Origin of the sequence: Mesorhizobium sp. M0938 (genome assembly GCF_040319125.1) — a bacterium.
Taxonomy (GTDB): Bacteria; Pseudomonadota; Alphaproteobacteria; order Rhizobiales; family Rhizobiaceae; genus Mesorhizobium; species Mesorhizobium robiniae.
In genome coordinates this window covers 163,784-186,366 of record NZ_JAMYNS010000010.1, presented here as the reverse complement: position 1 = coordinate 186,366, position 22,583 = coordinate 163,784, and the positions used below count along the sequence as shown (strand labels likewise).

The 22,583-nt window shown below is 62.2% G+C and carries 22 protein-coding genes; 11 read left to right on the top strand and 11 right to left on the bottom strand.

Annotation, left to right across the window (positions count from 1 at the left end; all coding sequences use genetic code 11):
- Window positions 1-77 precede the first annotated feature (77 nt).
- The 6 genes from NKH73_RS19495 to NKH73_RS19470 form a co-directional block, all read right to left on the bottom strand.
- Entirely contained in the window at window positions 78-1,118 is a 1,041-nt protein-coding gene (locus NKH73_RS19495) for a sugar ABC transporter substrate-binding protein (protein ID WP_352934932.1), read from the bottom strand.
- A gap of 39 nt (window positions 1,119-1,157) precedes the next feature.
- Complete coding sequence (locus tag NKH73_RS19490) at window positions 1,158-1,922, bottom strand: ATP-binding cassette domain-containing protein (RefSeq protein WP_352934929.1); 765 nt, start codon at window positions 1,920-1,922, stop codon at window positions 1,158-1,160.
- Between the two features lie 17 nt (window positions 1,923-1,939).
- Window positions 1,940-3,106 carry an ROK family transcriptional regulator gene (locus tag NKH73_RS19485; protein WP_352934926.1) on the bottom strand — a complete coding sequence of 389 codons (1,167 nt, stop codon included), beginning with the start codon at window positions 3,104-3,106 and terminating at the stop codon, window positions 1,940-1,942.
- Between the two features lie 158 nt (window positions 3,107-3,264).
- Window positions 3,265-3,468 (bottom strand): hypothetical protein, encoded by a 204-nt coding sequence (locus NKH73_RS19480; RefSeq protein ID WP_352934923.1) that lies wholly within the window; start codon window positions 3,466-3,468, stop codon window positions 3,265-3,267.
- A gap of 120 nt (window positions 3,469-3,588) precedes the next feature.
- On the bottom strand, window positions 3,589-4,866 hold the full coding sequence (locus NKH73_RS19475) for a M23 family metallopeptidase (RefSeq protein ID WP_352934920.1): 1,278 nt from the start codon (window positions 4,864-4,866) through the stop codon (window positions 3,589-3,591).
- Window positions 4,867-5,024: 158 nt separating this feature from the next.
- Window positions 5,025-5,492, bottom strand: coding sequence for a peroxiredoxin (locus NKH73_RS19470; protein WP_352934917.1), 468 nt, complete (start codon window positions 5,490-5,492; stop codon window positions 5,025-5,027).
- A gap of 96 nt (window positions 5,493-5,588) precedes the next feature.
- Here NKH73_RS19470 and NKH73_RS19465 point away from each other — a divergent pair, with 96 nt between their 5' ends.
- Window positions 5,589-8,975, top strand: coding sequence for a YhdP family protein (locus tag NKH73_RS19465; protein WP_352934914.1), 3,387 nt, complete (start codon window positions 5,589-5,591; stop codon window positions 8,973-8,975).
- Window positions 8,976-8,988: 13 nt separating this feature from the next.
- Here the strand turns inward: NKH73_RS19465 and tyrS are convergent, their stop codons facing one another.
- Window positions 8,989-10,242: a tyrosine--tRNA ligase gene (gene tyrS, locus NKH73_RS19460; protein WP_352934911.1), complete on the bottom strand. Its 1,254-nt coding sequence runs from the start codon at window positions 10,240-10,242 to the stop codon at window positions 8,989-8,991.
- A gap of 260 nt (window positions 10,243-10,502) precedes the next feature.
- On the opposite strand from tyrS, the gene NKH73_RS19455 reads away from it, so the two are divergent.
- Together NKH73_RS19455 and NKH73_RS19450 are read left to right on the top strand one after the other, a co-directional pair.
- Window positions 10,503-11,231, top strand: coding sequence for a glycosyltransferase family 2 protein (locus NKH73_RS19455; RefSeq protein WP_352934908.1), 729 nt, complete (start codon window positions 10,503-10,505; stop codon window positions 11,229-11,231).
- Window positions 11,224-11,556, top strand: a complete 333-nt coding sequence (locus tag NKH73_RS19450) for a lipid-A-disaccharide synthase N-terminal domain-containing protein (protein ID WP_352934905.1) — start codon at window positions 11,224-11,226, stop codon at window positions 11,554-11,556. Before NKH73_RS19455 ends, NKH73_RS19450 begins: the two co-directional genes overlap by 8 nt.
- Before the next feature lie 21 nt (window positions 11,557-11,577).
- Here NKH73_RS19450 and NKH73_RS19445 read toward each other — a convergent pair whose 3' ends face one another.
- On the bottom strand, window positions 11,578-12,246 hold the full coding sequence (locus NKH73_RS19445; RefSeq protein WP_352934902.1) for an FMN-binding negative transcriptional regulator: 669 nt from the start codon (window positions 12,244-12,246) through the stop codon (window positions 11,578-11,580).
- Window positions 12,247-12,259: 13 nt separating this feature from the next.
- Entirely contained in the window at window positions 12,260-12,934 is a 675-nt protein-coding gene (locus tag NKH73_RS19440; protein WP_027154148.1) for an alpha/beta hydrolase, read from the bottom strand.
- A gap of 287 nt (window positions 12,935-13,221) precedes the next feature.
- On the opposite strand from NKH73_RS19440, the gene NKH73_RS19435 reads away from it, so the two are divergent.
- The 7 genes from NKH73_RS19435 to sufA all read left to right on the top strand — a co-directional run bounded on the left by NKH73_RS19435 (window position 13,222) and on the right by sufA (window position 20,354).
- Window positions 13,222-14,376 carry a cysteine desulfurase family protein gene (locus NKH73_RS19435; protein ID WP_352935125.1) on the top strand — a complete coding sequence of 385 codons (1,155 nt, stop codon included), beginning with the start codon at window positions 13,222-13,224 and terminating at the stop codon, window positions 14,374-14,376.
- 150 nt (window positions 14,377-14,526) lie between these two features.
- A complete protein-coding gene (sufB, locus tag NKH73_RS19430) occupies window positions 14,527-16,044 on the top strand; it encodes a Fe-S cluster assembly protein SufB (protein WP_352934898.1) in 1,518 nt (505 codons plus the stop codon).
- A gap of 29 nt (window positions 16,045-16,073) precedes the next feature.
- On the top strand, window positions 16,074-16,829 hold the full coding sequence (sufC, locus tag NKH73_RS19425) for a Fe-S cluster assembly ATPase SufC (RefSeq protein WP_352934895.1): 756 nt from the start codon (window positions 16,074-16,076) through the stop codon (window positions 16,827-16,829).
- Between the two features lie 43 nt (window positions 16,830-16,872).
- Complete coding sequence (gene sufD, locus NKH73_RS19420; RefSeq protein WP_352934892.1) at window positions 16,873-18,141, top strand: Fe-S cluster assembly protein SufD; 1,269 nt, start codon at window positions 16,873-16,875, stop codon at window positions 18,139-18,141.
- Between the two features lie 100 nt (window positions 18,142-18,241).
- Complete coding sequence (locus tag NKH73_RS19415) at window positions 18,242-19,483, top strand: cysteine desulfurase (protein ID WP_352934889.1); 1,242 nt, start codon at window positions 18,242-18,244, stop codon at window positions 19,481-19,483.
- A 5-nt stretch (window positions 19,484-19,488) separates the two neighbouring features.
- Entirely contained in the window at window positions 19,489-19,881 is a 393-nt protein-coding gene (locus tag NKH73_RS19410) for an SUF system Fe-S cluster assembly protein (protein ID WP_352934886.1), read from the top strand.
- A 92-nt stretch (window positions 19,882-19,973) separates the two neighbouring features.
- Window positions 19,974-20,354, top strand: a complete 381-nt coding sequence (gene sufA, locus NKH73_RS19405) for a Fe-S cluster assembly scaffold SufA (RefSeq protein ID WP_006206001.1) — start codon at window positions 19,974-19,976, stop codon at window positions 20,352-20,354.
- A gap of 126 nt (window positions 20,355-20,480) precedes the next feature.
- On the opposite strand, the gene NKH73_RS19400 is transcribed toward sufA, so the two are convergent.
- Window positions 20,481-20,978: a GFA family protein gene (locus tag NKH73_RS19400; protein ID WP_352934883.1), complete on the bottom strand. Its 498-nt coding sequence runs from the start codon at window positions 20,976-20,978 to the stop codon at window positions 20,481-20,483.
- Between the two features lie 90 nt (window positions 20,979-21,068).
- On the opposite strand from NKH73_RS19400, the gene NKH73_RS19395 reads away from it, so the two are divergent.
- A complete protein-coding gene (locus tag NKH73_RS19395; RefSeq protein WP_352934880.1) occupies window positions 21,069-21,392 on the top strand; it encodes a TfoX/Sxy family protein in 324 nt (107 codons plus the stop codon).
- Here the strand turns inward: NKH73_RS19395 and NKH73_RS19390 are convergent.
- On the bottom strand, window positions 21,362-22,336 hold the full coding sequence (locus NKH73_RS19390; RefSeq protein ID WP_352934878.1) for a PfkB family carbohydrate kinase: 975 nt from the start codon (window positions 22,334-22,336) through the stop codon (window positions 21,362-21,364). The genes NKH73_RS19395 and NKH73_RS19390 overlap by 31 nt on opposite strands.
- Between the last annotated feature and the right edge of the window lie 247 nt (window positions 22,337-22,583).

Here is a 22,583-nt window from a genome sequence, read left to right as displayed (position 1 = left end):
TGCGCGTCTGTTCGGACGCGCCGAGCTGCAGAGGCAGGGCTTCGGGCCAGCGTGGCCCGAAGCCCTGGGCGACCTTGCTATTCGACCGGCTTCACGGTGTCCGAGGGCGGCTTCATATTGCCCCAGAAGGCCGGGTTATCGACATTTTCCTTGGTAATCGCAGCACCGGGGATCTTGATGTTCGGCCCCCAGGCTTCCTTGGTCACGGTCGACTTCAGGCCGAGCACTTCGTACTCTCCCGGCTTGATCTCCTGCTTGTTGACGACCTTGTCCATGAACATGGCGACGGCGGCGGCCTGAGCGTAGAGCGGCTGCTCGACTTCGACATTGAGCCAACCCTTGCGGATCAGGTCGAGGCCGACCGGAGCACCGTTCGAGCTCATCAGCATAACGTCGCCGGGTTTCTTGCCGGCGGCCTCGAGCGAGGCGACGGCAGCGACAGAGAGATGCGCGGCATGGCTGAAGATCAGGTCGATATCCGGGTTGGCAAGCATCTGGTCGGCAACGATCGTGCCGGCATTGCTGGCCTCCCATTGCATGGCTGGAACCGAGATGATCTTGACGTCCGGGAACGCCTTCATTTTCTCCTCGAAACCCTTCTGGATGTCGAGCGTGTAGGGATCGCCGGGATCGCCGAGTACCTGAAGGATCTTGCCTTTCACCGATCCGTTCTTCGCCTTCAAGAGTTTCTCGGTTTGATCGGCGGCGACGTAGCCGATCTCGACGGTTCCCGCCACCGATGTGAAGTCGGACGGTGTCGAGGTGATCTGGCGGTCGAATTCGACCACCGGGATACCGGCGGCGCGGGCGGCTTCGATGGACGGCTTCAGCGCATTGAAATCGACGGCGGCGAGAATGATCGCCGACGGCTTGAGGGCGATAACGTCGTTCATCTGCGATTGCTGAGCGTCGGTCTTGTTGTCGGCGTTCAGCGTCTTCATCTCGTAGCCGACCTGCTTCAGGAACAATTCCAGAGCGCTCACCGAGCCGGTCTGAAATTCATCGAGTAGCGTCGGCACCATATAGTAGACGGTGCCCTTGGACTGAGCGAATGCCGGCGTGAGCGTGGCAAAGGCCAGTGCCAGGATACCGAAGACAGCAAGAAGTATTTTCTTCATGTCGTTCGCTCCTTTTGCGCCGGACCCCTCATTTGTCCCTCAACTCGCCGGTCCGGCACCGGCAAGCGTCTCACCGGTGATCATGTTGATCACCGCATCGGGACTTGTTTTATTGCGTGCGACATCGCCCGCCACGACGCCTTGCCGGATCACCACGATCCGGTCGGCGACCTGGAAGGCCTGCTGCATGATATGTGTGATGATGACGACGCCGATACCTTGGCTCGCCACCTGGCGGATCATGTCGAGGCCGCGCCGCGTCTGCTCGACGCCAAGTGCTGCGAACGGCTCGTCGAGAAGCACGAGCTTGCCGCCAAAATGCACGAAACGGTTGAGCTCAATGGCCTGCCGCTGGCCGCCAGAAAGGTGCTCGACATTGGTTCTGAGCGAAGGGATGCGCGTGCCGGCGCTGGCCAGCGCCTTCTTGACCACTTGCTCCATGGCGGGTTCGTCGAGCAAGGGAACGCCGAGAAATTTCCTGGTGATCTCGCGGCCCATGAAGAAATTGGCGACCACGTCGACATTGGTGCAAAGCGACAGATCCTGGTAGACGGTCTCGATCCCCGCCGCTTTTGCCTCGGCGGGAGACTTGGCCAGGAATTCCTTTCCCTCGAACAGCATGCGACCGGAGGTCGGCTCCAGCCCGCCGGCGATGATCTTGACCAGCGTGGATTTGCCGGCGCCGTTGTCGCCCAGAAGCGCCACCACCTCGCCCTTGCCGATCGAGAAGCTGATGCCCTTGAGCGCTTCGATCGCGCCGTAATTTTTGGCGACGTTGTCAAGCACCAGCAGGGGTTCGCTCATGCCAGGCTGAGCTCCGCTCATGCCGCGATCCCCTTGCTTTGCAGGATATCTCGCCCGCGTTCACGCTCGGCGGTGAATATCTGGCCGAAGCGCGGCGAAAGCACCCCTGAGACGGCAAGCGCTGCGGCCCCGCGCAACACCGCATGCTGGCCGCCGCGTGCGACGGTGACGCGGGGCGTCGTGCGGTCTCCGCGCGCCGAGACCGAGTTGGGGGGATTTGCGACCGAGCCGGCCAGCCGTTCGAGCAAATCGGTGGACGCCAGTCCGCCGAGGATGATGGTTTCGGGATCGAACAGGTTCTCGATGATGGTGATGGCGTTGCGGAAGATCGGCCCGACTTCATCAACCCAATCGGCGTCGCTGACGTTTCGGCGCCGCAGCGCCTCGAGCGAGAGGTATCTTTCCAGACAGCCGCGATTGCCGCAGGGACAGGGCTCGCCAGCCGGCACGACAGGAATATGACCGATTTCGCCGGCATTTCCCCAGGCGCCGCGCAACGCGCTTCCATCATGCACCATGACGCCGCCAAGACCGACACCGAAATAGAGATAGTAGTATTCGGAATATCCTGCGCCGAGGCCGTACAGGCGCTCCCCCACTGCCGCGGCCGCCATGTCGGTCTCGAAAAACGCGGGCAGCCCGGTCGAGGCCTCCAGCCGTTCCCGAAGCGCCACGTCCTTCCAGCCGGTCATCGTCGTCGGGCCGATAAAGCTCATCGACTCCACACCGAACGGGCCGGGCAGCGCCATGCCGATGCCGAGAACGCGACCTCCAGGCCGCAGTCCGGTCAATTCGAGCACCATCGCGCCGATCAGCTCGAAGGCGAGGTCGGGCGTTGCGCTGGGGGCCTCGCGATAGGTGCTCTCGATCACGTCTCCGCTCAGATTGATCAGCGCCGCATTGATGCCGAGGGGAGTGACGTGGATGCCGACGGCATAACCGCCCTCCGGGTTGATCCGCAGGGTCGCCGGAGGCAGGCCGCGCCCGCGCGGCTCTTCGCGCATGGACAGAACGTAGCCATGTTCTTCCAACTCGCGAACGATGGTCGATACAGTTTGCACGGTGAGGCCGACCCGCCTGGCAATGTCGCCGCGGGCGATGGGGCCGTGAAGGCGGATGGATTCGAGCACGATGCGCCTGTTGTAAGGCCGCCCGAATTCCTGATTGGTCCCCCGCAGTGCCATGTCTTGCGCGCCTCTAGGAGGTATGAGGTTCGCACCAAAGATTTATTCAGTCAAATGGAATTCAAAAATAAAATGACTATTGTGCATGATGTCGGCCGTCATTGCTCATCATCCCAACGCAGGATCAATCGCTTGCAGCATTGGTGGTGAAACGCGGCTTAAGGGGAGGGCTCTCCCGTGGCGACTTCGCAAACACGGCTGAGATCGGCGCGGATGTTGTCGGTATTCAGCATTTCGGCCGCCTCCGGGTAGCCCTCGGCGACCAGCATGGCGACGATTTCAGCCGAACAGTTATGTGCTCCGCTCTCGGCCAGGACATATGCCCGCTGATAGATGTGATCGGTCCTGAGTACTTCAGCCATTCCAGCCCTCCATTGTCGATTGGTCTATCATCAACAACCTTCGAGAGTGGCGTATGTTCCATGCAACTTATTGGCAAGAATGCCGCCTGGCTGAGCGTGGATCGCCAGATCGGCAATCGATTAGAGATACTGCGCGACTTTCTTGCCGACCCTCAGGAAGCGCAGGGGGTCGATCGCTTCGCCATTGTGGCGGATCTCGTAATGCAGGTGCGGGCCGGTCGAGCGGCCGCTGCTACCGGTCTTGCCGATGACGTCGCCGGCGTTGAGCTTCTTACCGACCGTCACGCTGATTTTGCTGAGATGCCCATAGCGGGTCGCAAATCCATTGCCATGGTCGACCTCGACCATGCGGCCATAACCACCGTTCCAGCCCGCCTTGACGACGACGCCGGGCGCCGTGACCTTGGCGGGCATTCCGGTCGGCGCCCTGAAATCCATCCCCGAATGCAGCGCGGCGGTGCCGAGGAGCGGGTCGGTGCGCACGCCGAACGGGCTGGTGACCGAACGGCCGGGGGCGGGATTGGCGAGCGGCAGCCGTCGCGCCTCCGTCTTCAGACGGTCGAGCGCGTCCAGCGCCTCGTCGAGCTCCTTGACCTTGCTGTCGAACACCATCGAACTGTCGAGCGGTATCAGCGGGCCGCCGGCATCGCTCTTGCCGAAATCGTTGTCGACCGGCAGGCCAGCCGACTCGAGCGCCTGGGAAATCGCATCGGCGTTTCTGTAGGCGTTGTCGGCGAGCGTGGTGATGCGGGTGAGTTGCTGGCTCTCTATGGCCTTGAGCGACTCGTTGATCGACACGAACAGTCTGTCAGCACGATCGGCCGCCGTGTCGCTCGGCAGCGGATCGGAGCGGGTCGACCACAAGGAGAACGGCCTGGTGTCTCCGGCGCCAAGACTAGCGCCGACGCTGGCAACCGAATGGACCTGCGGCTGGGCGTCGGTCACGTCGGCACGTTTATCCGGGTTTGCGGAGGCGGCAGGTGGTGTTCCAACGTCATTCCCGGTGCGTTCGAGGATCGGGCCGAGGCGGCCATGGCGCAGGCTGAGCTGGGTCTGCCGTTCCAGCAGTTCGCCAACCTTGGTTTCCATGAGCTGCTGGTCGAGAAGCTGGCGGCTGGTGATCCGGTCGACCTGGGCTCGGAGCGCGGAGATGCGGTCCTCATAGGCCTGCTGCATGCGCGCCTGCCGTGCCGTGGTCGCGCCGATCAGATCGTCGCGCAGCACCAGATAGGAGGTCGCCAGCAGATAGCCGATGGCCATCGCCGCCAGCGCGGAGCCGAAAAATGCGGCAACCCATGGCCGTATGGTGAAATGCCTTATCTCGTTGCCCCGGGCGATAATGACCGTGTGGGGCTCCTTGCGCCTGCCAAAGACCGTTGACTGACTGGCTACGTTCACGGGACCAAGCTTTCGTTACGACACCAACGACAAGCCTGATTACACATCATTAAGGTTAACGGTCGGTTGCTTCAGCGCAACTCCCTTACCGTTGGTTGCGTCGAATTTTGGCGGCTCATGCTTCATCTGGGGCTTTCAAGGTCGCCATCGGCTCACCGTCAAAGCGCGCGCACCGCCTCCAGCACCCCTTCGGCATGGCCTTTGACCCGAACATTTCGCCAGATCCTAGCAATCCGCCCGTCGCTGCCGATCAGGAAGGTCGCACGCTCGACGCCCATATAACGGCGGCCATAAAGCTTCTTCTCGACCCACAGATGATAGGCTTCGATCACCTTGCGGTCCTCGTCGGCGACAAGATCGACGGCGAGGCCGTATTTTGATTTGAATTTGTCGTGCTTTCGGGCGCTGTCCGGCGACAGCCCGATGACCGCGGCGCCGAGCTTTTCGAACTCCGGCTTCAACTGCGAAAAGCCGATCGCCTCATTGGTGCAGCCTGTGGTGTCGTCCTGCGGATAGAAGTAAAGTACGACCGGTTTTCCCAGCAATGCCGCGAGGCTGAGTGATCCGCCGCCGTCTCGAGGAAGTTCGAATTGCGGCGCAAGCTCGCCGACGTCAAGATCAGCCATATCGATGCCCTTGTTTGTGGTTACGCGCCAAGCCGCATCGATATAATGTCAAACTGGGATTCGTCCACCGGTCGAGTTCGTTCAACGGAAAATTGTGTGGATCAGGAGCAGCCGCAGCACGAGAAGATCAGATTCAGGCGTGATGAGATCACCGACCTGGGGACCTTCCCGTCCGCGTGCCGCATACCGCCGCTCGGCCAGGCGCCGATCGGCCGCGGCGTTCGTATTCTTGCGCGGCTATTTGCCGGCCTTGTGGCCCTTGTGCTGCTGGCCGCCGTCGCTGTGTATGCGATCGGCATGTCCGGTTTCGGCGCCGAGCGGCTACGGGCCGAAGCCGAAACGGCCATCGAGAAATTGGCCGGCGTGGACGTTGACGTTACGGTCGGGCCGGCCCGTCTCACGCTCGACGGATCGAGCTTCATCGCGCTGCAGGTCAGCGACGTCAGCCTCAAGACCGCCGACGGCAAACCGATGGCCGATGCCGGGCGGGTCCGTTTCGGCATAAGGCTGATACCGCTTTTTTCGGGCGAGGTGCGGCTCACCAGCGCCAGGATTTCCGATGCGCGCATAATGATGGCGGCGATGCCGTCGGGCGGCGACTGGACGGCGGCGCTGCGCAATGACGATGGCCTCATCGACCCGGAAAAACTGTCCGATGCGGTCTTTGCCAACGTCAACCACGCGCTCGATGCGGTGCGGGAGGATTCGATGCGCCAGATCGACCTCAGCAATGTCGACCTCGTTCTGCCCGAGACCGGCTCGGTCAAGCTGGTCAGGATCACCGACGCGTCAGTTGCGCAGTCCGGGCCGGGCGGCATGGAGTTTTCATCGGACGCGGATGTCGACGGCAGGGCGCTTACCATCGCTGCCTCAGCCACCCGCAATACCGCAACCCGGCGCGTGACGGGGTTGGACGCCAGCATCGAGATAGCGGAGGCCGACAAGGCTGCCGCGACGCCAGGCGGAAAAATCGGCGCCATTGCCTTGAAGCTGGCTGGATCGGAGGGATCCGGCGAGACCCCGTCGCGGCTGACTGCCTCCTTGTCGCTCGCCGGTTCCGTGCTCGATTTCGGTCAGCGTGCCGGGATACTTCCAGCCGACGTCGATCTCGATGCGACGCTCGTCGCCGGCGCCAACAAGGTCCAGGTGGATCGGCTGCAGGTCAGGACCGGTCGCTCGACATTCGATTTCGCCGGTTCGATCGGGCCGAAGCCGGCGACTGGAACGGCGGGCGAGGAGCCATCCTACCGCTACGATCTGACCAGCGATCACTCGACACTGGCGCCTTTGGAATCGTCCGAACCTGCGCTCGATTTCATCGCCCGCGTCGCCGGCGTCTATCAGACCAGGAGCCATAAGCTCGTGGCCGAGCAGATCGGGATCAGATCCGGGGGAGCCAGCGAGGCGCTGGGCACGGCGTCGGTAGAGTTCGTCGAGGGAAAGGTGCCGGGCATATCTGTCGCCTTCAACCTCCACGACATGCCGGTCTCGCATGTCAAGCAGTTGTGGCCTTGGTTTTCCGCGCGAAATGCTCGCCTTTGGGTGCTGAAGAACCTGTTCGGCGGCCACGTCGTCGACGCCAGCCTGCAGTTCCAGGTCGTGCCGGGGCGCCTGGGCAACGGCATTCCGCTATCCGACGACGAGGTATTCGGCCGTTTCCAGATCGAAGGAGCGCGCTTCGATACGGCCGGTCACATTCCGCCGATACGCGATGCCGTCGGCGTTGTCGAATTCCACGGCAACGACGTCGACGTCAGGCTCTCCTCGGGTAACGTCTATATGGTGAGCGGCCGCACGGTGGCGGCGAGCAACGGCACGATGACGGTCAAGGCTGCAAACCGCCCGCCGGTGATCGGCGCGCTCGACATCGACGTCGCCGGCGAGGCGTCCGCAATCGCCGAGCTCGCCTCCTACGAGCCGATCAACGCCATGCGCCATGTTGGCCTGCTGCCGGACGACCTGTCCGGCACCGTGACCGGCCACGTGAGAGCGGACATTCCGCTGCAGTCCGGCGTCGACACTTCGAAACTCGATTGGCTGGTGGCGCTCGATTACAAAGACCTGTCGCTGGCCAAGCCGTTCGAAGGCCAGGCGGTGACGGACGCCGACGGTTCGATCACCGTCGAGCCCAATCGGGCCGTGATATCAGCCAAGGCGCTGCTGAACGGCATTCCAGCCGAGCTCGATCTGATCGAGCCGCTCAACAATGCCGGGCCGCCACGCAGCCGGAAAGTGGCGCTGGTGCTCGACGACAAGATGCGGGCAACCGCCATGCCTGGCCTGTCGGCGCTGCTTTCGGGAACCATCAAGGTTGCAATCGACAAGAGCGGTGGCAGCAACCAGACTGTTTCGGCGGACCTGACCAATGCCAGGCTGAACATTCCCTGGGCAGGCTGGAGCAAGGGACCCGGCGTCCCAGCCAATGTTACATTTGCCATGACCAGGTCCGCCGACACCACGACGCTGTCCGATTTCGGCCTGAATGGAAAAACTTTTTCGATCGACGGCGGCGTGGTGCTGGTCAACGGCGCCCTGTCCTCGGCGCGGTTCAGCAAGGTCACGTTGAACCGGGGGGACGACGTTGCCGTATCGGTGAAGCGATCGGGCAAGGGCTATGCAATCGACATCAGCGGCAACAAGCTGGATGCGCGTTCGCTGATCAAGCAATTCACGTCCGATGTCGACACCGCCACCAAGGCCACGGGTTCCGACGCGATTTCCGTCAGCGCCGATGTCAATTCCCTGATCGGCTTCCACAACGAGACACTGTCGAACCTGAAGCTCGACTACAGCGCCGCCGGTTCCAGGGTGAACGGTCTCAAGGTGAGTGCCACAGCAAGTTCGGGTGCTGCCATAAGGATCAGCAATACGACCGGCGCCGGCAGGCGCAACCTTAACATGACGTCGGCCGATGCCGGCGCCATCCTGCGGTTCCTCAACATTTACGAGCATATGGAGGGCGGTTCGATCACACTGGCGCTTGCCGGGGCAAGCGACGGGCCGATGAAAGGCCAGGTCGACTCAAGCGACTTCTTCGTGGTCAACGAGCCGAAGCTCGCCTCGCTCGTGTCGACGACGCCGGCTGGCGACAGCCGCAGCCTCAACGACGCTGTAAAAGCCAATATCGACACGTCGAGAGTGAAATTCGAGCGCGGCTTTTCCGAGATCGAGAAGGGCGACGGTTATCTCAAGCTGGCCAATGGCGTACTGCGCGGTCCACGCATCGGCACCACCTTCCAGGGCACGCTCTACGACCGGAACAACAACATGGACATGACCGGCACGTTCATGCCGGTCTACGGCCTCAATCGCATCTTCGGCGAACTGCCGCTCTTCGGCGCGCTGCTCGGCAACGGCCGCGACCGCGGGCTGATCGGCGTGACCTACCGGCTCAGGGGCGATGCCAACAAGCCGAAACTCGACGTCAATCCGCTGTCGGTGATCGCGCCTGGAATTTTCAGGTCGATCTTCGAGTATCGGTGAGGCGGCCGACCGCTCAGACCGGCCGCACCAGAACGTGTTTTTTCTTACCGAGCGAAAGTTTTACGACCTCTTCCGGGCCGAGATCCTGAAGTGTCACCAACCGGCGATCGTCGGATACAGGCTGGTCGTTCAGGCGCACGGCGCCGCCCTGGATATGCCGCCGCGCCTCGCCGTTGGACGCGGCAAGCCCGGCAGTGACTAACAGCGACAATATTCCGACGCCGCTTTCCAGATCGGCCTTGCCCACCTCGACGGTCGGCAGCGTTTCGGCCAGCGCGCCTTCTTCGAACGTCTTGCGTGCGGTCTCCTCGGCTTGCTCTGCTGCCTCGCGGCCGTGCACGATGGCTGTCGTTTCGGTGGCCAAGACTTTCTTGGCTTCGTTGATCTCCGAGCCGCCAAGGGCGGCGAGCCGTGCGATTTCGGACAGCGGCAGGCGGGTGAAAATCTTCAGAAAGCGCGCAACGTCGGCGTCCTCGGTGTTGCGCCAGTACTGCCAGAAATCATAGGGCGAGTAGAGATCCCCGTTCAGCCAGACCGCGCCCTTGGCTGATTTGCCCATCTTGGCGCCTGACGAGGTCGTCAGCAGCGGCGTGGTCAGTGCGTAGAGTTGTGGCGTGCCCATCCGGTGCCCAAGATCGACGCCGTTGATGATGTTGCCCCACTGGTCGGATCCTCCCATCTGCAGGCGGCAGCCATAGCGACGGCTGAGCTCGACGAAATCGTAACCCTGTAGGATCATGTAATTGAATTCGAGGAACGACAGCGATTGTTCGCGCTCGAGCCTCAATTTGACGCTGTCGAAGGTCAGCATGCGGTTGACCGAAAAATGCCGGCCGACGTCGCGCAGGAATTCGACATAGTTGAGCTTCATCAGCCAGTCCGCATTGTTGACCATGATCGCGTCGTTCGGCCCGTCGCCGAAACGCAGAATGCGGCCGAAAATGCGCTTGATGCCCTCGATGTTGGCGGCGATTGCCTCGGGCGTCAAAAGCTGGCGCTGGTCGTCGCGGAAGGAGGGGTCTCCGATCATCGAGGTGCCGCCACCCATCAGCGCGATCGGCCGGTGGCCGGTCTCCTGCAGCCAGTAGAGCATGGTGGCCGAAATCAGATTGCCGATATGCAGGCTGGTCGCCGTGGCGTCGTAGCCGACATAGGCGGTCACCGTTTCCTTGGCGAAAAGCTGGTCGAGGCCGGTATCATCCGAAATCTGATGGATGAAACCGCGCTCGCTCATTATGCGCAGGAAATCGGATTTGAAGGCGGACATCTTTACTTTCCCGAAAGCGCCCGACCGAAGCGGATCGGGCGTGGTATGCGTGAACGCGGGCGTTTAGCATCCAAGCGCGCTCAGCAAAAGGGGAATCCGGTTCTGCGGCCCGCACGGATGGCGTGCAGATGCTTGCTTCATCGTTTGGGCTGGCGTAATGAGGCGCCGCGCCAGCGGGTTCTTGCAGCACCCAGTCCGCTGGAACGGCACCGCACGGCATCGAATCGAATGCCATATCCTGTGACAGAGCCCGACGCGACATGCCGGAGATATCCATCGTCATCCCTTGCCGGAACGAGGCGGCGAACCTGCCGCTTCTGCTCGACGAGATCGGGGCGGCGATGGCCGGACGCGATTTCGAGGTGATCGTCGTCAATGATGGTTCGACGGACGAGACCGCTTCGGTGCTTGCCGCCCAGGCGGCACTTCGCCCGTTTCCGCTCCGCCACCTCAGGCATGAGAAATCCGCCGGCCAGTCTCTCTCGGTGCGTTCGGGCGCATGGGCGGCCCGCGGCGATATAGTCGCCACGATCGACGGCGACGGCCAAAACGATCCGAAATACATTCCGGTGCTGGTCGACGCCCTGCGGCAGGCCGGTCCCGATTTCGGTGTTGCGCAAGGAGAGCGCCTGAAGCGCCGTGACAGCAAGATCAAACAACTGGCGTCCCGTTTTGCCAATTGGCTGAGAAAGGCCATCCTCCATGACGAGACCCGCGACACGGGCTGCGGCCTGAAGGCGATCCATACCGATATCCTCAGGAAATTGCCGTTCTTCGACGGCACGCACCGCTTTGTCCCGGCTCTCGTCATCCAGGAGGGGTATCGGGTCGTGCATTGCGACGTCGTCGACCGCTCTCGCCGGCACGGCAAGTCGAATTACGGGATCTTCGATCGCGGCCTGCAGGGAGTGCTCGATCTCGCCGGTGTCTGGTGGCTGCGCCGCAGGCGCCGGAGAATGCCAAAAACAGAGGAAATCAGGCATGGTTAACGTGCTTCAGGAATTGGTGACCTGGCTTCACGAGGTTTTCGTCAGGCAATTCGATACGTGGATTCTGCTCGGCTTCGTCGCTCAGTTCTTTTTTTCGATGCGCTTCCTCGTGCAGTGGATCGCATCGGAAAAAGCCAAGCGCAGCGTGGTGCCGATCGCTTTCTGGTTCTTTTCGCTGTTCGGCGGCAGTCTGCTACTGATCTATGCCATCCAGCGGCAGGATCCGGTGTTCATCGCCGGCCAGGGCATGGGCCTGTTCATCTACATCCGCAATCTTTGGCTGATCGCCAATGAGCGCAAGGCAGCGATGACGAAGGTCGATTGAGCGACCTGCCGGCGGCGAAGATTACGCTCCGTCGAGTCCGCCGTAGGATCGTACCAGCCGGACCATGTCGGGCGAACTCGGGCTCTCGCTCTCAAGCCCCTCGGCGACACCGCTACGGTCGGCAATCGGCCGGTTCTGGCTGACCTTCCACTTGCCTTGCATGTCCGTGATCTCGAGTTCCAGCCCGACGATGCCCTTGATCTGCGACTGGATGAAGGTGGCTGGCGCGTCGGTGACTGCCCACGGTGCTTCGCGAGCACCTTCCTGTGACGCCGTCAAATCGGCAATCTGCTGGGCCAGCCAGTCCTGGTCCTCGATCACCTTGACGATGCCGCGCACCTGGACGATGGCGTAGTTCCAGGTCGGCACGACTTTGCCGGTCTCGCGCTTGGTCTCGTACCAGGACGGTGTCACATAGGCGTCGGTGCCCTGGAAGACGACCAGCACCGGCGATGACGGGCTGTCGGCCAGCAGCCGCCACTGCGGATTGGCTCGCGCCAGATGGGCGCGCAATCTGCCGTTCGGCGGCACATCGGCATCGAGCAGGGAGGGGGCGTCGAGCAGGAACGGGATCGCGTTGGCGACCGGCCCCTCGGCTCCATTTGAAATCAGCAGGCCAAGCGGATGGGCCCGGATCAGCCCGTGCAGCACGTCCTGCCGCGTTTCCTGGAAATGAGGGGGCTGGTACATCGCTGTTTCCGGACTATCTCAGCCGTTTCGGCCGCGGGTCGGACAATTCACCAGCCAGACGGCGGTCGAGATAGTCCGCGCATTCTTGGAGCAGGAGGTCCGCATCGTTGGAGAAGAAATGGTTGGCGCCGGGCAAGGTCTTCTGGGTGATGGTGATGCCCTTTTGCGTGTGTAATTTGTCGACCAGCCCCTGCACGTCCTTCGGCGGCGCGACCTTGTCCGCATCGCCATGGATGATGAGGCCGGACGACGGGCAGGGCGCCAGGAACGAGAAATCATAGGTGTTGGGCTGCGGCGCGATCGAGATAAAGCCTTCGATCTCCGGCCGGCGCATCAGAAGCTGCATGCCAATCCACGAACCGAAGGAATAGCCGGCGACCCAGCAGCTCTTGGAGTCCGGATGCAGCGACTGCACCCAGTCGAGCGCTGCGGCCGCATCCGACAATTCGCCGGTGCCGTGGTCGAATTCGCCTTGGCTGCGGCCAATGCCGCGGAAATTGAAGCGAAGCGTAGTGAAATCCCGCTTCTGGAACATGTAGAAGAGGTCGTAGACGATCTTGTTGTTCATCGTGCCGCCGAACTGGGGGTGCGGATGCAGGATGATGGCAATCGGCGCGCTCTTTTCCTTGGAAGGCTGATAGCGACCCTCCAGGCGACCGGCCGGACCGGTGAAAATGACCTCAGGCATAAAATACTCCACATGGCATATGAATGCGCGGCGCCTGGAACAACTCTTCCTATGGCCTTGACGCAGGGCGAGCGTCTTTCTAGAAGCTAGTTTAGAATTGTTCAAAACTGGATGGCCGAAAAAATCGTGGCTCGGCCACCCGCGCCGCAAGTCGCGTAAATAGGACGGCTTGCCTTGCAATTTCAAGGAAATAACGCGCTATCCCAGTGGAATGGCTATTGAAGGGACCGATCGAAACGAAAATGGCCGGAAGACGCGCCTATCTCGACTAAAATCCCAGCGCGCCGCTGCGGGCCGCGGCGCGCGCGGCAATGGTTGCCGCGCTCGATGCCGCCGCCAACCCGTCGTCGGTCCATGCCGAAGGTCGCGCCGCACGGCGGCTGATCGAGAATGCAAGGCGCGATGTGGCAGCACTGGTCAACGCCAGGGCCGAGCATGTCGTGTTCACCTCCGGTGCGACTGAAGCCGCCTCGACGCTGCTGGCGCCGGATTGGCAGATGGGCCGCGGCACTGTCCGTATGGGCAGGGTCTATGTCTGCGAAGCCGATCATCCTTGTGTGCTGAATGGCGGGCGGTTTCCGGCAGCCCTGGTGACGCGCATCGGCGTCGACGCCGACGGCGTCGTCAGGCTCGACGCGTTGACGGCGGCACTTGGCGGTCACGACAAGGCGGACGGTCTGCCGCTGATGGCGATCCATGCCGCCAATAACGAGACCGGCGTCATCCAGCCCATCGACCGCGTCGCCGAGATCGTCAAGGCGGCGGGCGGCATCCTGGTCGTCGACGCCGTGCAGGCGGCGGGCCGCATTCCGATCGACATGTCGGCGGGTTATGCGGATTATTTGATTCTGTCCTCGCACAAGATCGGCGGCCCCAAGGGCGTCGGCGCCATCGTTGCCGCCGCGGACCTGATGATGCCGAAGCCTTTGATTAATGGCGGCGGCCAGGAAAAGGGCCATCGCGGCGGCACCGAGAACCTGGCAGGCATTGCCGGTTTTGGCGCGGCGGCGCGGGAAGCCGTGACCGGATTGAAGAGCATCGACGCGGTTGGTCGCCGCCGCGACGAGATCGAGGCCATCGTGAAAACGCTGGTCCCGGATGCGGAAATCTTCGGAACCGGCGCGCCGAGGCTTGCCAATACGACATTCTTCGCTATTGCGGGCGTCAAGGCCGAGACGGCGCAGATCGCCTTCGACCTGGCCGGCGTCGCGCTGTCGGCCGGATCGGCCTGTTCGTCTGGCAAGGTCGGCCCGAGCCATGTGCTGAAAGCCATGGGGCACAGCGACAGCCTTGGCGCTTTGCGTGTGTCCATCGGCCACGCAACGGGCGCCGAGGACATCGAACTGTTCCGTGCCGCGCTGACAGGTATCGCCTCGCGCCGCGCAGGCAGGGAAGAAGCTGCCTGGGTGCGGCAGAATGATGCAGGCCTTTCGGCCTGGTAGAGCCGTGCGTTTCATGGTGGCCGGGTGAATTTCCGGCAGGAACGCACTATATGGAACTTACGCCGCCTTGATTGCCCACGGGTACTCGTTTCGCGGTGCCATAGTTTGAAAACTGCCGGGCCTTGACCCCGGCGTGGATGGAGAACGCATATGCCTGCTGTGCAGGACACGATCGATCGGGTCCGAAAGATCGACGTCGACCAGTATAAATACGGATTCCAGACCGAAATCGCGATGGACAAGGCCCCCAAGGGCTTGAGCGAAGACATTATCCGCTTCATCTCCGCGAAGAAGGACGAGCCGTCCTGGATGCTGGAATGGCGTCTGGAGGCCTATCGGCGCTGGGTGACGCTGGACGAGCCGAAGTGGGCACGCGTCCATTATCCGAAGATCGATTTCCAGGACCTCTACTATTACGCGGCGCCCAAGAGCACGCCGGGACCGACATCGCTGAGCGACGTCGATCCCGAACTGTTGAGGGTCTATGAAAAGCTCGGTATCCCGCTGAGGGAACAGGAAATCCTCGCCGGCGTGCAGAAGACCGATGCGTCGGAACTCGAGGAACCCAGCGACAATGTCTATAAGTCCGGCCGCGTTGCGGTCGATGCCGTGTTCGATTCCGTGTCCGTCGTCACCACCTTCAAAAAGGAGCTGGCGCAGGCTGGAGTCATCTTCTGCTCGATCTCGGAAGCCATCCGCGAGCATCCGGAACTGGTGCAGAAATATCTCGGTTCGGTCGTGCCGACCTCCGACAATTTCTACGCCACGCTGAACTCCGCTGTGTTCACCGACGGTTCCTTCGTCTTCGTGCCCAAGGGCGTGCGCTGCCCGATGGAACTGTCGACCTATTTCCGCATGAACGAGAAGAATACCGGCCAGTTCGAGCGCACGCTGATCATCGCCGAGGAGGGGGCTTACGTCTCCTATCTCGAAGGCTGCACGGCGCCGCAGCGCGACGAGAACCAGCTTCACGCCGCCGTTGTCGAACTGATCGCGCTCGACGATGCCGAGATCAAATACTCGACGGTGCAGAACTGGTACCCCGGCGACGCCGAGGGCAAGGGCGGCATCTACAATTTCGTCACCAAGCGCGGCGATTGCCGTGGCCATCGTTCGAAGATTTCGTGGACGCAGGTCGAGACCGGTTCGGCCATCACCTGGAAATATCCGAGCTGCATCCTGCGCGGCGACGATTCCAGCGGCGAGTTCTATTCGATCGCCGTGTCGAACGGCTATCAGCAGGTCGATAGCGGCACCAAGATGATCCATCTCGGCAAGAACACGTCGAGCCGCATCATCTCCAAGGGCATTGCCGCCGGCTTCTCGCAGAACACTTATCGCGGCCAGGTCTCGGCGCATCGCAAGGCGACCAACGCCCGCAACTTCACCAACTGCGACTCGTTGCTGATCGGCGACCAGTGCGGCGCGCACACCGTGCCTTACATGGAAGCCAAGAACGCCACGGCGCAGTTCGAACACGAGGCCACCACCTCGAAGATCTCCGAGGACCAGAAATTCTACGTCATGCAGCGCGGCATTCCGGAAGAAGAGGCGATCGCGCTGATCGTCAACGGCTTCGTCAAGGACGTCATCCAGCAACTGCCGATGGAGTTCGCGGTCGAGGCGCAGAAGCTTATCGGCATCAGCCTCGAGGGCTCGGTCGGCTGACCGGACAAAAATTTTCAGGAAAAAGACAAATGCTTGAGATCAAAAACCTCCATGCACGCATCGTCGATGGCGGCACCGAGATCATCCGCGGCCTGAACCTGACCGTGAAAGCCGGCGAGGTCGCCGCCATCATGGGCCCCAATGGCTCGGGAAAGTCGACGCTGTCCTACATCCTCGCCGGGCGCGAGGACTATGAGGTCACCGAAGGCGACATCCTCTATAACGGCCAGTCGATCCTCGAAATGGACCCGGCCGAGCGTGCCACGGCGGGCATTTTCCTCGCGTTCCAATATCCGATGGAGATACCGGGCGTGGCGACGATGGAATTCCTGAAAGTGGCGATGAACGAGCAGCGCAAGGCGCGCGGCGAGGAGCCGCTGAAGATCCCGGAATTCCTGAAGCGGGTGAAGGAGGCGGCGGCCTCGCTCAACATGGACATGGCGATGCTGAAGCGACCGCTCAATGTCGGCTTCTCCGGCGGCGAGAAGAAGCGCGCCGAGATCCTGCAGATGAAGCTGCTGGAACCGAAGCTCTGCGTGCTCGACGAGACCGATTCCGGCCTCGATATCGATGCGCTCAAGATCGTCTCGGACGGCGTCAACGCGCTGCGCTCGCCGGACCGCGCCATCGTCGTCATCACCCACTACCAGCGCCTGCTCCAACATATCGTGCCTGATAGCGTGCACGTGCTCTACAGGGGCCAGGTGATCAAGTCGGGCGACAAGTCGCTGGCGCTTGATCTCGAGGCCAACGGCTATGCCGGCGTGATCGGCCAAGCCGCGTGAGATGCCAGAAGGCCAAGAAGGCAAGCCAAACAAGGCGATACTGATGAATATGCATACTCAACCCCAGCGAACTCCGGCCGAAACGGCGCTGATCGACGCCTTCAGCGACCGGCTGTCGCTGCTGCCCGGCGACGGCGCGGTGATGCTGAAGCGCGATGACGCCATCGAGGCGATCAAGGGCGGCCTGCCGACGCGGCGCATCGAATCCTGGCACTATACCGACCTGCGCCGCCTGCTGACTTCGGTTCCGGACTTCGATCCCGCAGCCGCCCCGAAAGCCATTGCGCCGATCGTTGAGGGCTCCGCCATTCTGCCGGTGCTGAATGGCGTGTCGAGTGCGAAGGTTTCCGCGGTCGAAGGCGTTACCGTGCAGCGCCTGTCGGAAAAACTGACTGACGGCAGCATCGCGCCCGGGCTCGATACCTATGGCGCCGATGACGCGATCGGCGCGCTGAACACCGCGTTTGTCGCCGACGGCTATTTTGTCGATATCGCCGACGGCACCGAACTGGACAAGCCGATCGAACTGCAGAACCTGCAATCCGGCGGCCAGACGCATGTGCGCCTGACTGTGCGCGTCGGTGCCGGCGCCAAGGCCGTCATCGTCGAGCGCCAGACGGGTGAGGGCGCCGCACTGGTCAGCTCGGTCAGCCAGCTTCTGCTCGGCGAGGGCGCCGAGGTGACGTGGCTGATCGTGCAGGAGCAGCCGGATACGGCGACGCATCTTGCCCAGTTCAAGGCGCATCTCGGCAAGGGTGCGAAGCTGACGCTGTTCGTGATGAATGCCGGCGGCAAACTGGTGCGACAGGAGGTCGTCGTCAAGACGACAGGCGAAGGCGCCGATTTCACGCTGCGCGGCATCAATCTGCTGGCTGGCGACACCCATACCGACGTCACCATGGTCCTCGACCATGCGGTGCCGCATACGACTTCGACGGAAGTGATCCGCAATGTGGTCACCGGCAAGGCGCGCGGCGTCTTCCAGGGCCGCATCAACGTCCACCAATATGCGCAGAAGACCAACGCCAAGATGGCCTGCAACACGCTGCTCCTGTCGGACGATGGCGAGTTCTCGACCAAGCCTGAGCTCGAAATCTTCGCAGACGACGTCGTCTGCGGCCATGGCGCCACTGTCACCGAGATCGACCACAACCACCTATTCTACCTGATGGCACGCGGCATCGACGAGAAGTCGGCCCGTGGCTTGTTGGTGAAGGCGTTCGTCGCCGAGGTGATCGAGGATCTGGACGACGAAACGATCGTCGAGGCGCTGGAAACGAGGCTCGACGGCTGGTTCGTGGCGCACGGGTGAGCGCCTGACCTTCTCCCCTTGTGGGAGAAGGTGGCCGAGCGAAGCTCGGTCGGATGAGGGGTGCTGGACGGAATGAGGCGGTGCTTCGAGAGAGCTTGTGATGGACCAAAAAGTCGAAAACATTCCCTACGACGTCGAGGCGATCCGCCGCGATTTCCCGATCCTGTCGCGGGAAGTCTATGGCAAACCGCTGGTCTATCTCGACAATGGCGCCTCGGCGCAGAAGCCGCAGGTCGTGCTCGACACCATCCAGCACGCTTATTCCCAGGAATACGCCAACGTCCATCGCGGCCTGCATTTCCTGTCGAATGCCGCGACCGATGCCTATGAGAACGCGCGGAAGATAGTACAGAGATTTCTCAACGCGCCGAGCACCGACAACATCGTCTTCACCTCGAACACCACCGCAGCGATCAACACGGTCGCCTACGGCTATGGCATGCCCAACATCGGCGAGGGCGACGAAATCGTCCTTTCGATCATGGAGCACCATTCCAACATCGTGCCGTGGCATTTCATCCGCGAGCGCCAGGGCGCCAGGCTGGTCTGGGTGCCGGTCGACGATCTCGGCGTCTTCCACATCGAGGAGTTCGAGAAGCGGCTAACTGATCGCACCAAGCTCGTCGCCATCACGCACATGTCGAATGCGCTGGGCACGGTGACGCCGATCAAGGAGATCGTCCGTATCGCGCATGCGCGCGGCATTCCGGTGCTGGTCGACGGCAGCCAGAGCGCCGTGCATATGCCGATCGACGTCCAGGATCTCGACTGCGATTTCTTCGTCTTCACCGGCCACAAGGTCTACGGTCCCTCGGGCATCGGCGTGCTCTATGGCAAGAAGGATATGCTGGAGCGCATGCGCCCGTTCATGGGCGGCGGCGAGATGATCGAGGAGGTGACTGAAGACATCGTCACCTACAACGATCCGCCGCACCGCTTCGAGGCCGGCACGCCGCCGATCGTCCAGGCGATCGGGCTCGGCGCTGCGCTGGAATACATGGAAAAGATCGGCCGCGAGCGCATCGCCGCCCACGAGGCCGATTTGAAGGATTATGCCCATCAGCGGCTGCGGGCCATCAATTCGCTGCGCATCTTCGGCGACGCGCCGGATAAGGGCGCCATCATCTCCTTCGAGTTGCAGGGCATTCATGCCCACGACGTGTCGATGGTGATCGATCGGCAGGGCGTTGCCGTCCGCGCCGGCACGCATTGCGCCCAGCCGCTGTTGAAACGCTTCGGCGTAACCTCCACATGCAGGGCATCGTTCGGCATGTATAATACCAGGGCCGAAGTCGACGCTTTGGCAGATGCGCTCGAAAAAGCGCGAAAGTTTTTCGGGTGACGATCATGGATGATGCAGGCCGCGCCGCTGAGACCACTTCGGAAACGGCAACCAATGAGCTGGTTTCCGCCTCGTCCATTCCCGCCGACGAATTGGCGCGGCTGACCGACGACATCGTCTCGGCGTTGAAGACGGTTTATGATCCGGAAATCCCGGCCGACATCTACGAGCTCGGCCTGATCTACAAGATCGACATCGAGGACGACCGCTCGGTCAAGATCGACATGACGCTGACCGCGCCCGGCTGCCCGGTGGCCGGCGAAATGCCGGGCTGGGTCGAAAACGCCGTCGGCGCCGTTGAAGGCGTGTCCGGCGTCGAGGTCAACATGACTTTCGATCCGCCCTGGTCGCCCGATCGCATGTCGGAAGAGGCGCAGGTGGCGGTGGGCTGGTATTGATGGGTGTACTTGCGCCAGGCAGAAAATTTCACCATTTTAGGTGAGGAATCATTCGGCAGGCCTTGAACCTGCATGCAATGGAGAAAGAAAAGATGGGACGCTTCGCCGTCATCACGATGACCGAAAAGGCCGCTGACCGGGTTCGCGAGATCGTTGCAACCCGCGAGAATGCGCATGGCATTCGCCTTGGCATCAAGAAGGGCGGCTGCGCCGGCATGGAATATACGGTCGATCTGGTGACCGAACCCAACACCAAGGACGATCATATCGAGCGCGATGGCGCCCATGTCTATGTCGCGCCCGAGGCAGCGCTTTTCCTGTTCGGCACCGAGATGGATTTCGAGCAGACGACGCTGCGCACCGGCTTCACCTTCCGCAACCCGAACCAGAGCTCGGCCTGCGGCTGCGGCGAATCGGTCGAATTGAAGCCGGCCGACCTCAAGGCCTTGGCCGAGGCGCGCGCTTCGGCTTGAGCTTTCCTTCACCCCGTTTACGGGGAGAAGGTGGCCCGAAGGGCCGGATGAGGGGCAGCGCCAGCCTCTCCAAGTTAGCGCCGCTCCTCATCTGCCTGCCGGCATCTTCTCCGGGGCGAAGAAATGCTAATCCACCCACATCTCCGTTCGTTTGTGCCATCCGGCGATCGATTCTTCCGGATAGACATCGAAAACCTTGTCGCTCTCGCCGATCTCGGGCTCGACCCAGTTCGCCTTGTATTTCAGCATGAGGTGCACCTTCTCCGGCGGTTTCGGCAGGTCGCTGTCGATCGCCGAGGCGAAGGGATGTACCAGCTCCGGCCAGGTCGGATCGTAGAGCCACAGCGCCGATCCGCATTTCCGGCAGAAATTCCGCTCGCCTGACGAGATCTCGCATTGCGGATGCTCATCGTCCTCGATTTCGGCTTGATAGACGCCAAGATTGCGCTTGCCCTTGATTTTCAGCGTGTCGAAATCGGCGCCGAGATTGATGGCAAAGCCACCGCCGCCCTGCTGCTTGCGGCAGATCGAGCAGTAGCACAGCATGAACGGCACCGGCGTGTGGCTTTCCACCTCGAAGCGGACGGCATTGCACCGGCAGGATCCTTTGAGCAGAAGCGGCATGACAAAACTCCGACGAAATTGGTTTCAACTTGTCAGGATGGTGCCGGTTGCGGCGATGACAAGGGGAAATCCGGGTGACATGATCGACGCATGGACAATGAACGCATCGCCGAGCTTTTCGAAGGGCTTGGCCCGGTCAGCATACGAAAACTGTTCGGCGGCAAGGGCATTTATTTCGACGGCGTCATCGTTGCGATCGTGCTGCGCGGCGAGATGTTGCTGAAAGCCGACGCGGAAAGTGCGCCGGGATTCGAAGCGGCCGGCTGCCGGCAATGGGCTTATACCGGCTCGAGGCATGGCAAGCTGGTCTCGATGCCGTATTGGAGCATTCCCGACAGTGCTTTCGATGATCCGGACGAGATGGCGGTCTGGGCGCGCCGGGCCTATGAGGCAGGGCTGCGGGCCGGCAAATAGGTTGCCTCCCCGCTGGCAATTTCCCGCGCCTTGGGCACAAGCGTCAGCGCGTCGGCAAAACTCGCAGCCGTGAAAGCCGGCGCAAGCCCCGTACCCTCGATGGCAAGCATCGCCGCGGCAACGCCTTCGCGCAGTGCTGCGCGCAGTATCAGGCCGTTGAGCAGGGCAGCCACCGTTGCACCCGCCAGCGCGTCGGCGGCGCCGTCCGCGATCTTTCCTGGCGGCAGGATCGAAAAGGCGCCGGCTTCGTCGAAACCCAGCACCGGGCCGTCATCTGCCGTCACCACGCCGCCTCTGAGGCCCGCACGCCTCAGGCCGTCGACGATATCTTGCGCCGCGGCGCCGGTATCGACATCGGCGAGTGCGACGGCCTCGCGCAGGTTCATGAAGACCATCGCCAGACTGCCGAGCATCGGCGCGAGCCGCCCCGCCTTATCAGGTGAGACGGCGAGGGCGAAGACCGGCTTGCCGGCGGCAAGCGCTACCAGCCGCTCCAACGCCGTCGACGGCAGGTTTGCGTCGCACAGGACCGCATCGGCAGTGCCGATCGCCTCGCGCACCTTGGCGCGGCGGATCTGCTTGGCAAGCGCCAGGTCATAAAGCGCCATGTCGGCAAGGCCGATGATCAGCGCGCCGTCGCCGTCGACCAGCATCGTGTTGCTCGGCGTCGCGCGATCGAGGAACACCGCGGACAGATCGGCAATGCCGGCGGCATGGATGGCGCGCGAAACCGTGTCGGCCAGAACATCGCCGCCGCGCACCGAAAGCAGCGAGCCTGAAATGCCGCGGCGCACGGCGCTGCGCAAGGCATTGAAGACGGCGCCGCCGACATCCTCGCGCATCGTGCCGGGATTTGACGCCGCCGGCACGAAGGCGCCCGGGACCTGGCCTCGTCGGTCTACATAGGCGCCGCCTACGGCCAGGATTGTCGGCGACTTCATCATGCCGGCGAGATGACCTTTGCTGATTGCTCGGGTGGAGACTAGGTTGTCCGGCGCAACCCGGCAACCTACGGCGCGATTCGGAAGATGGCAGCACGATCCCGCAGAGGGTGCGGGATACATCCGAGCCGAAAAATGCGAAACAAAAAAAGAACAAATACGGATATCGTTTGTTTTTCAGCTATTTGATGCCTCTTGCCAAACAAGAACAAATAAGGTACAAATTAAGAAGGATTACGGATTGTCCGGC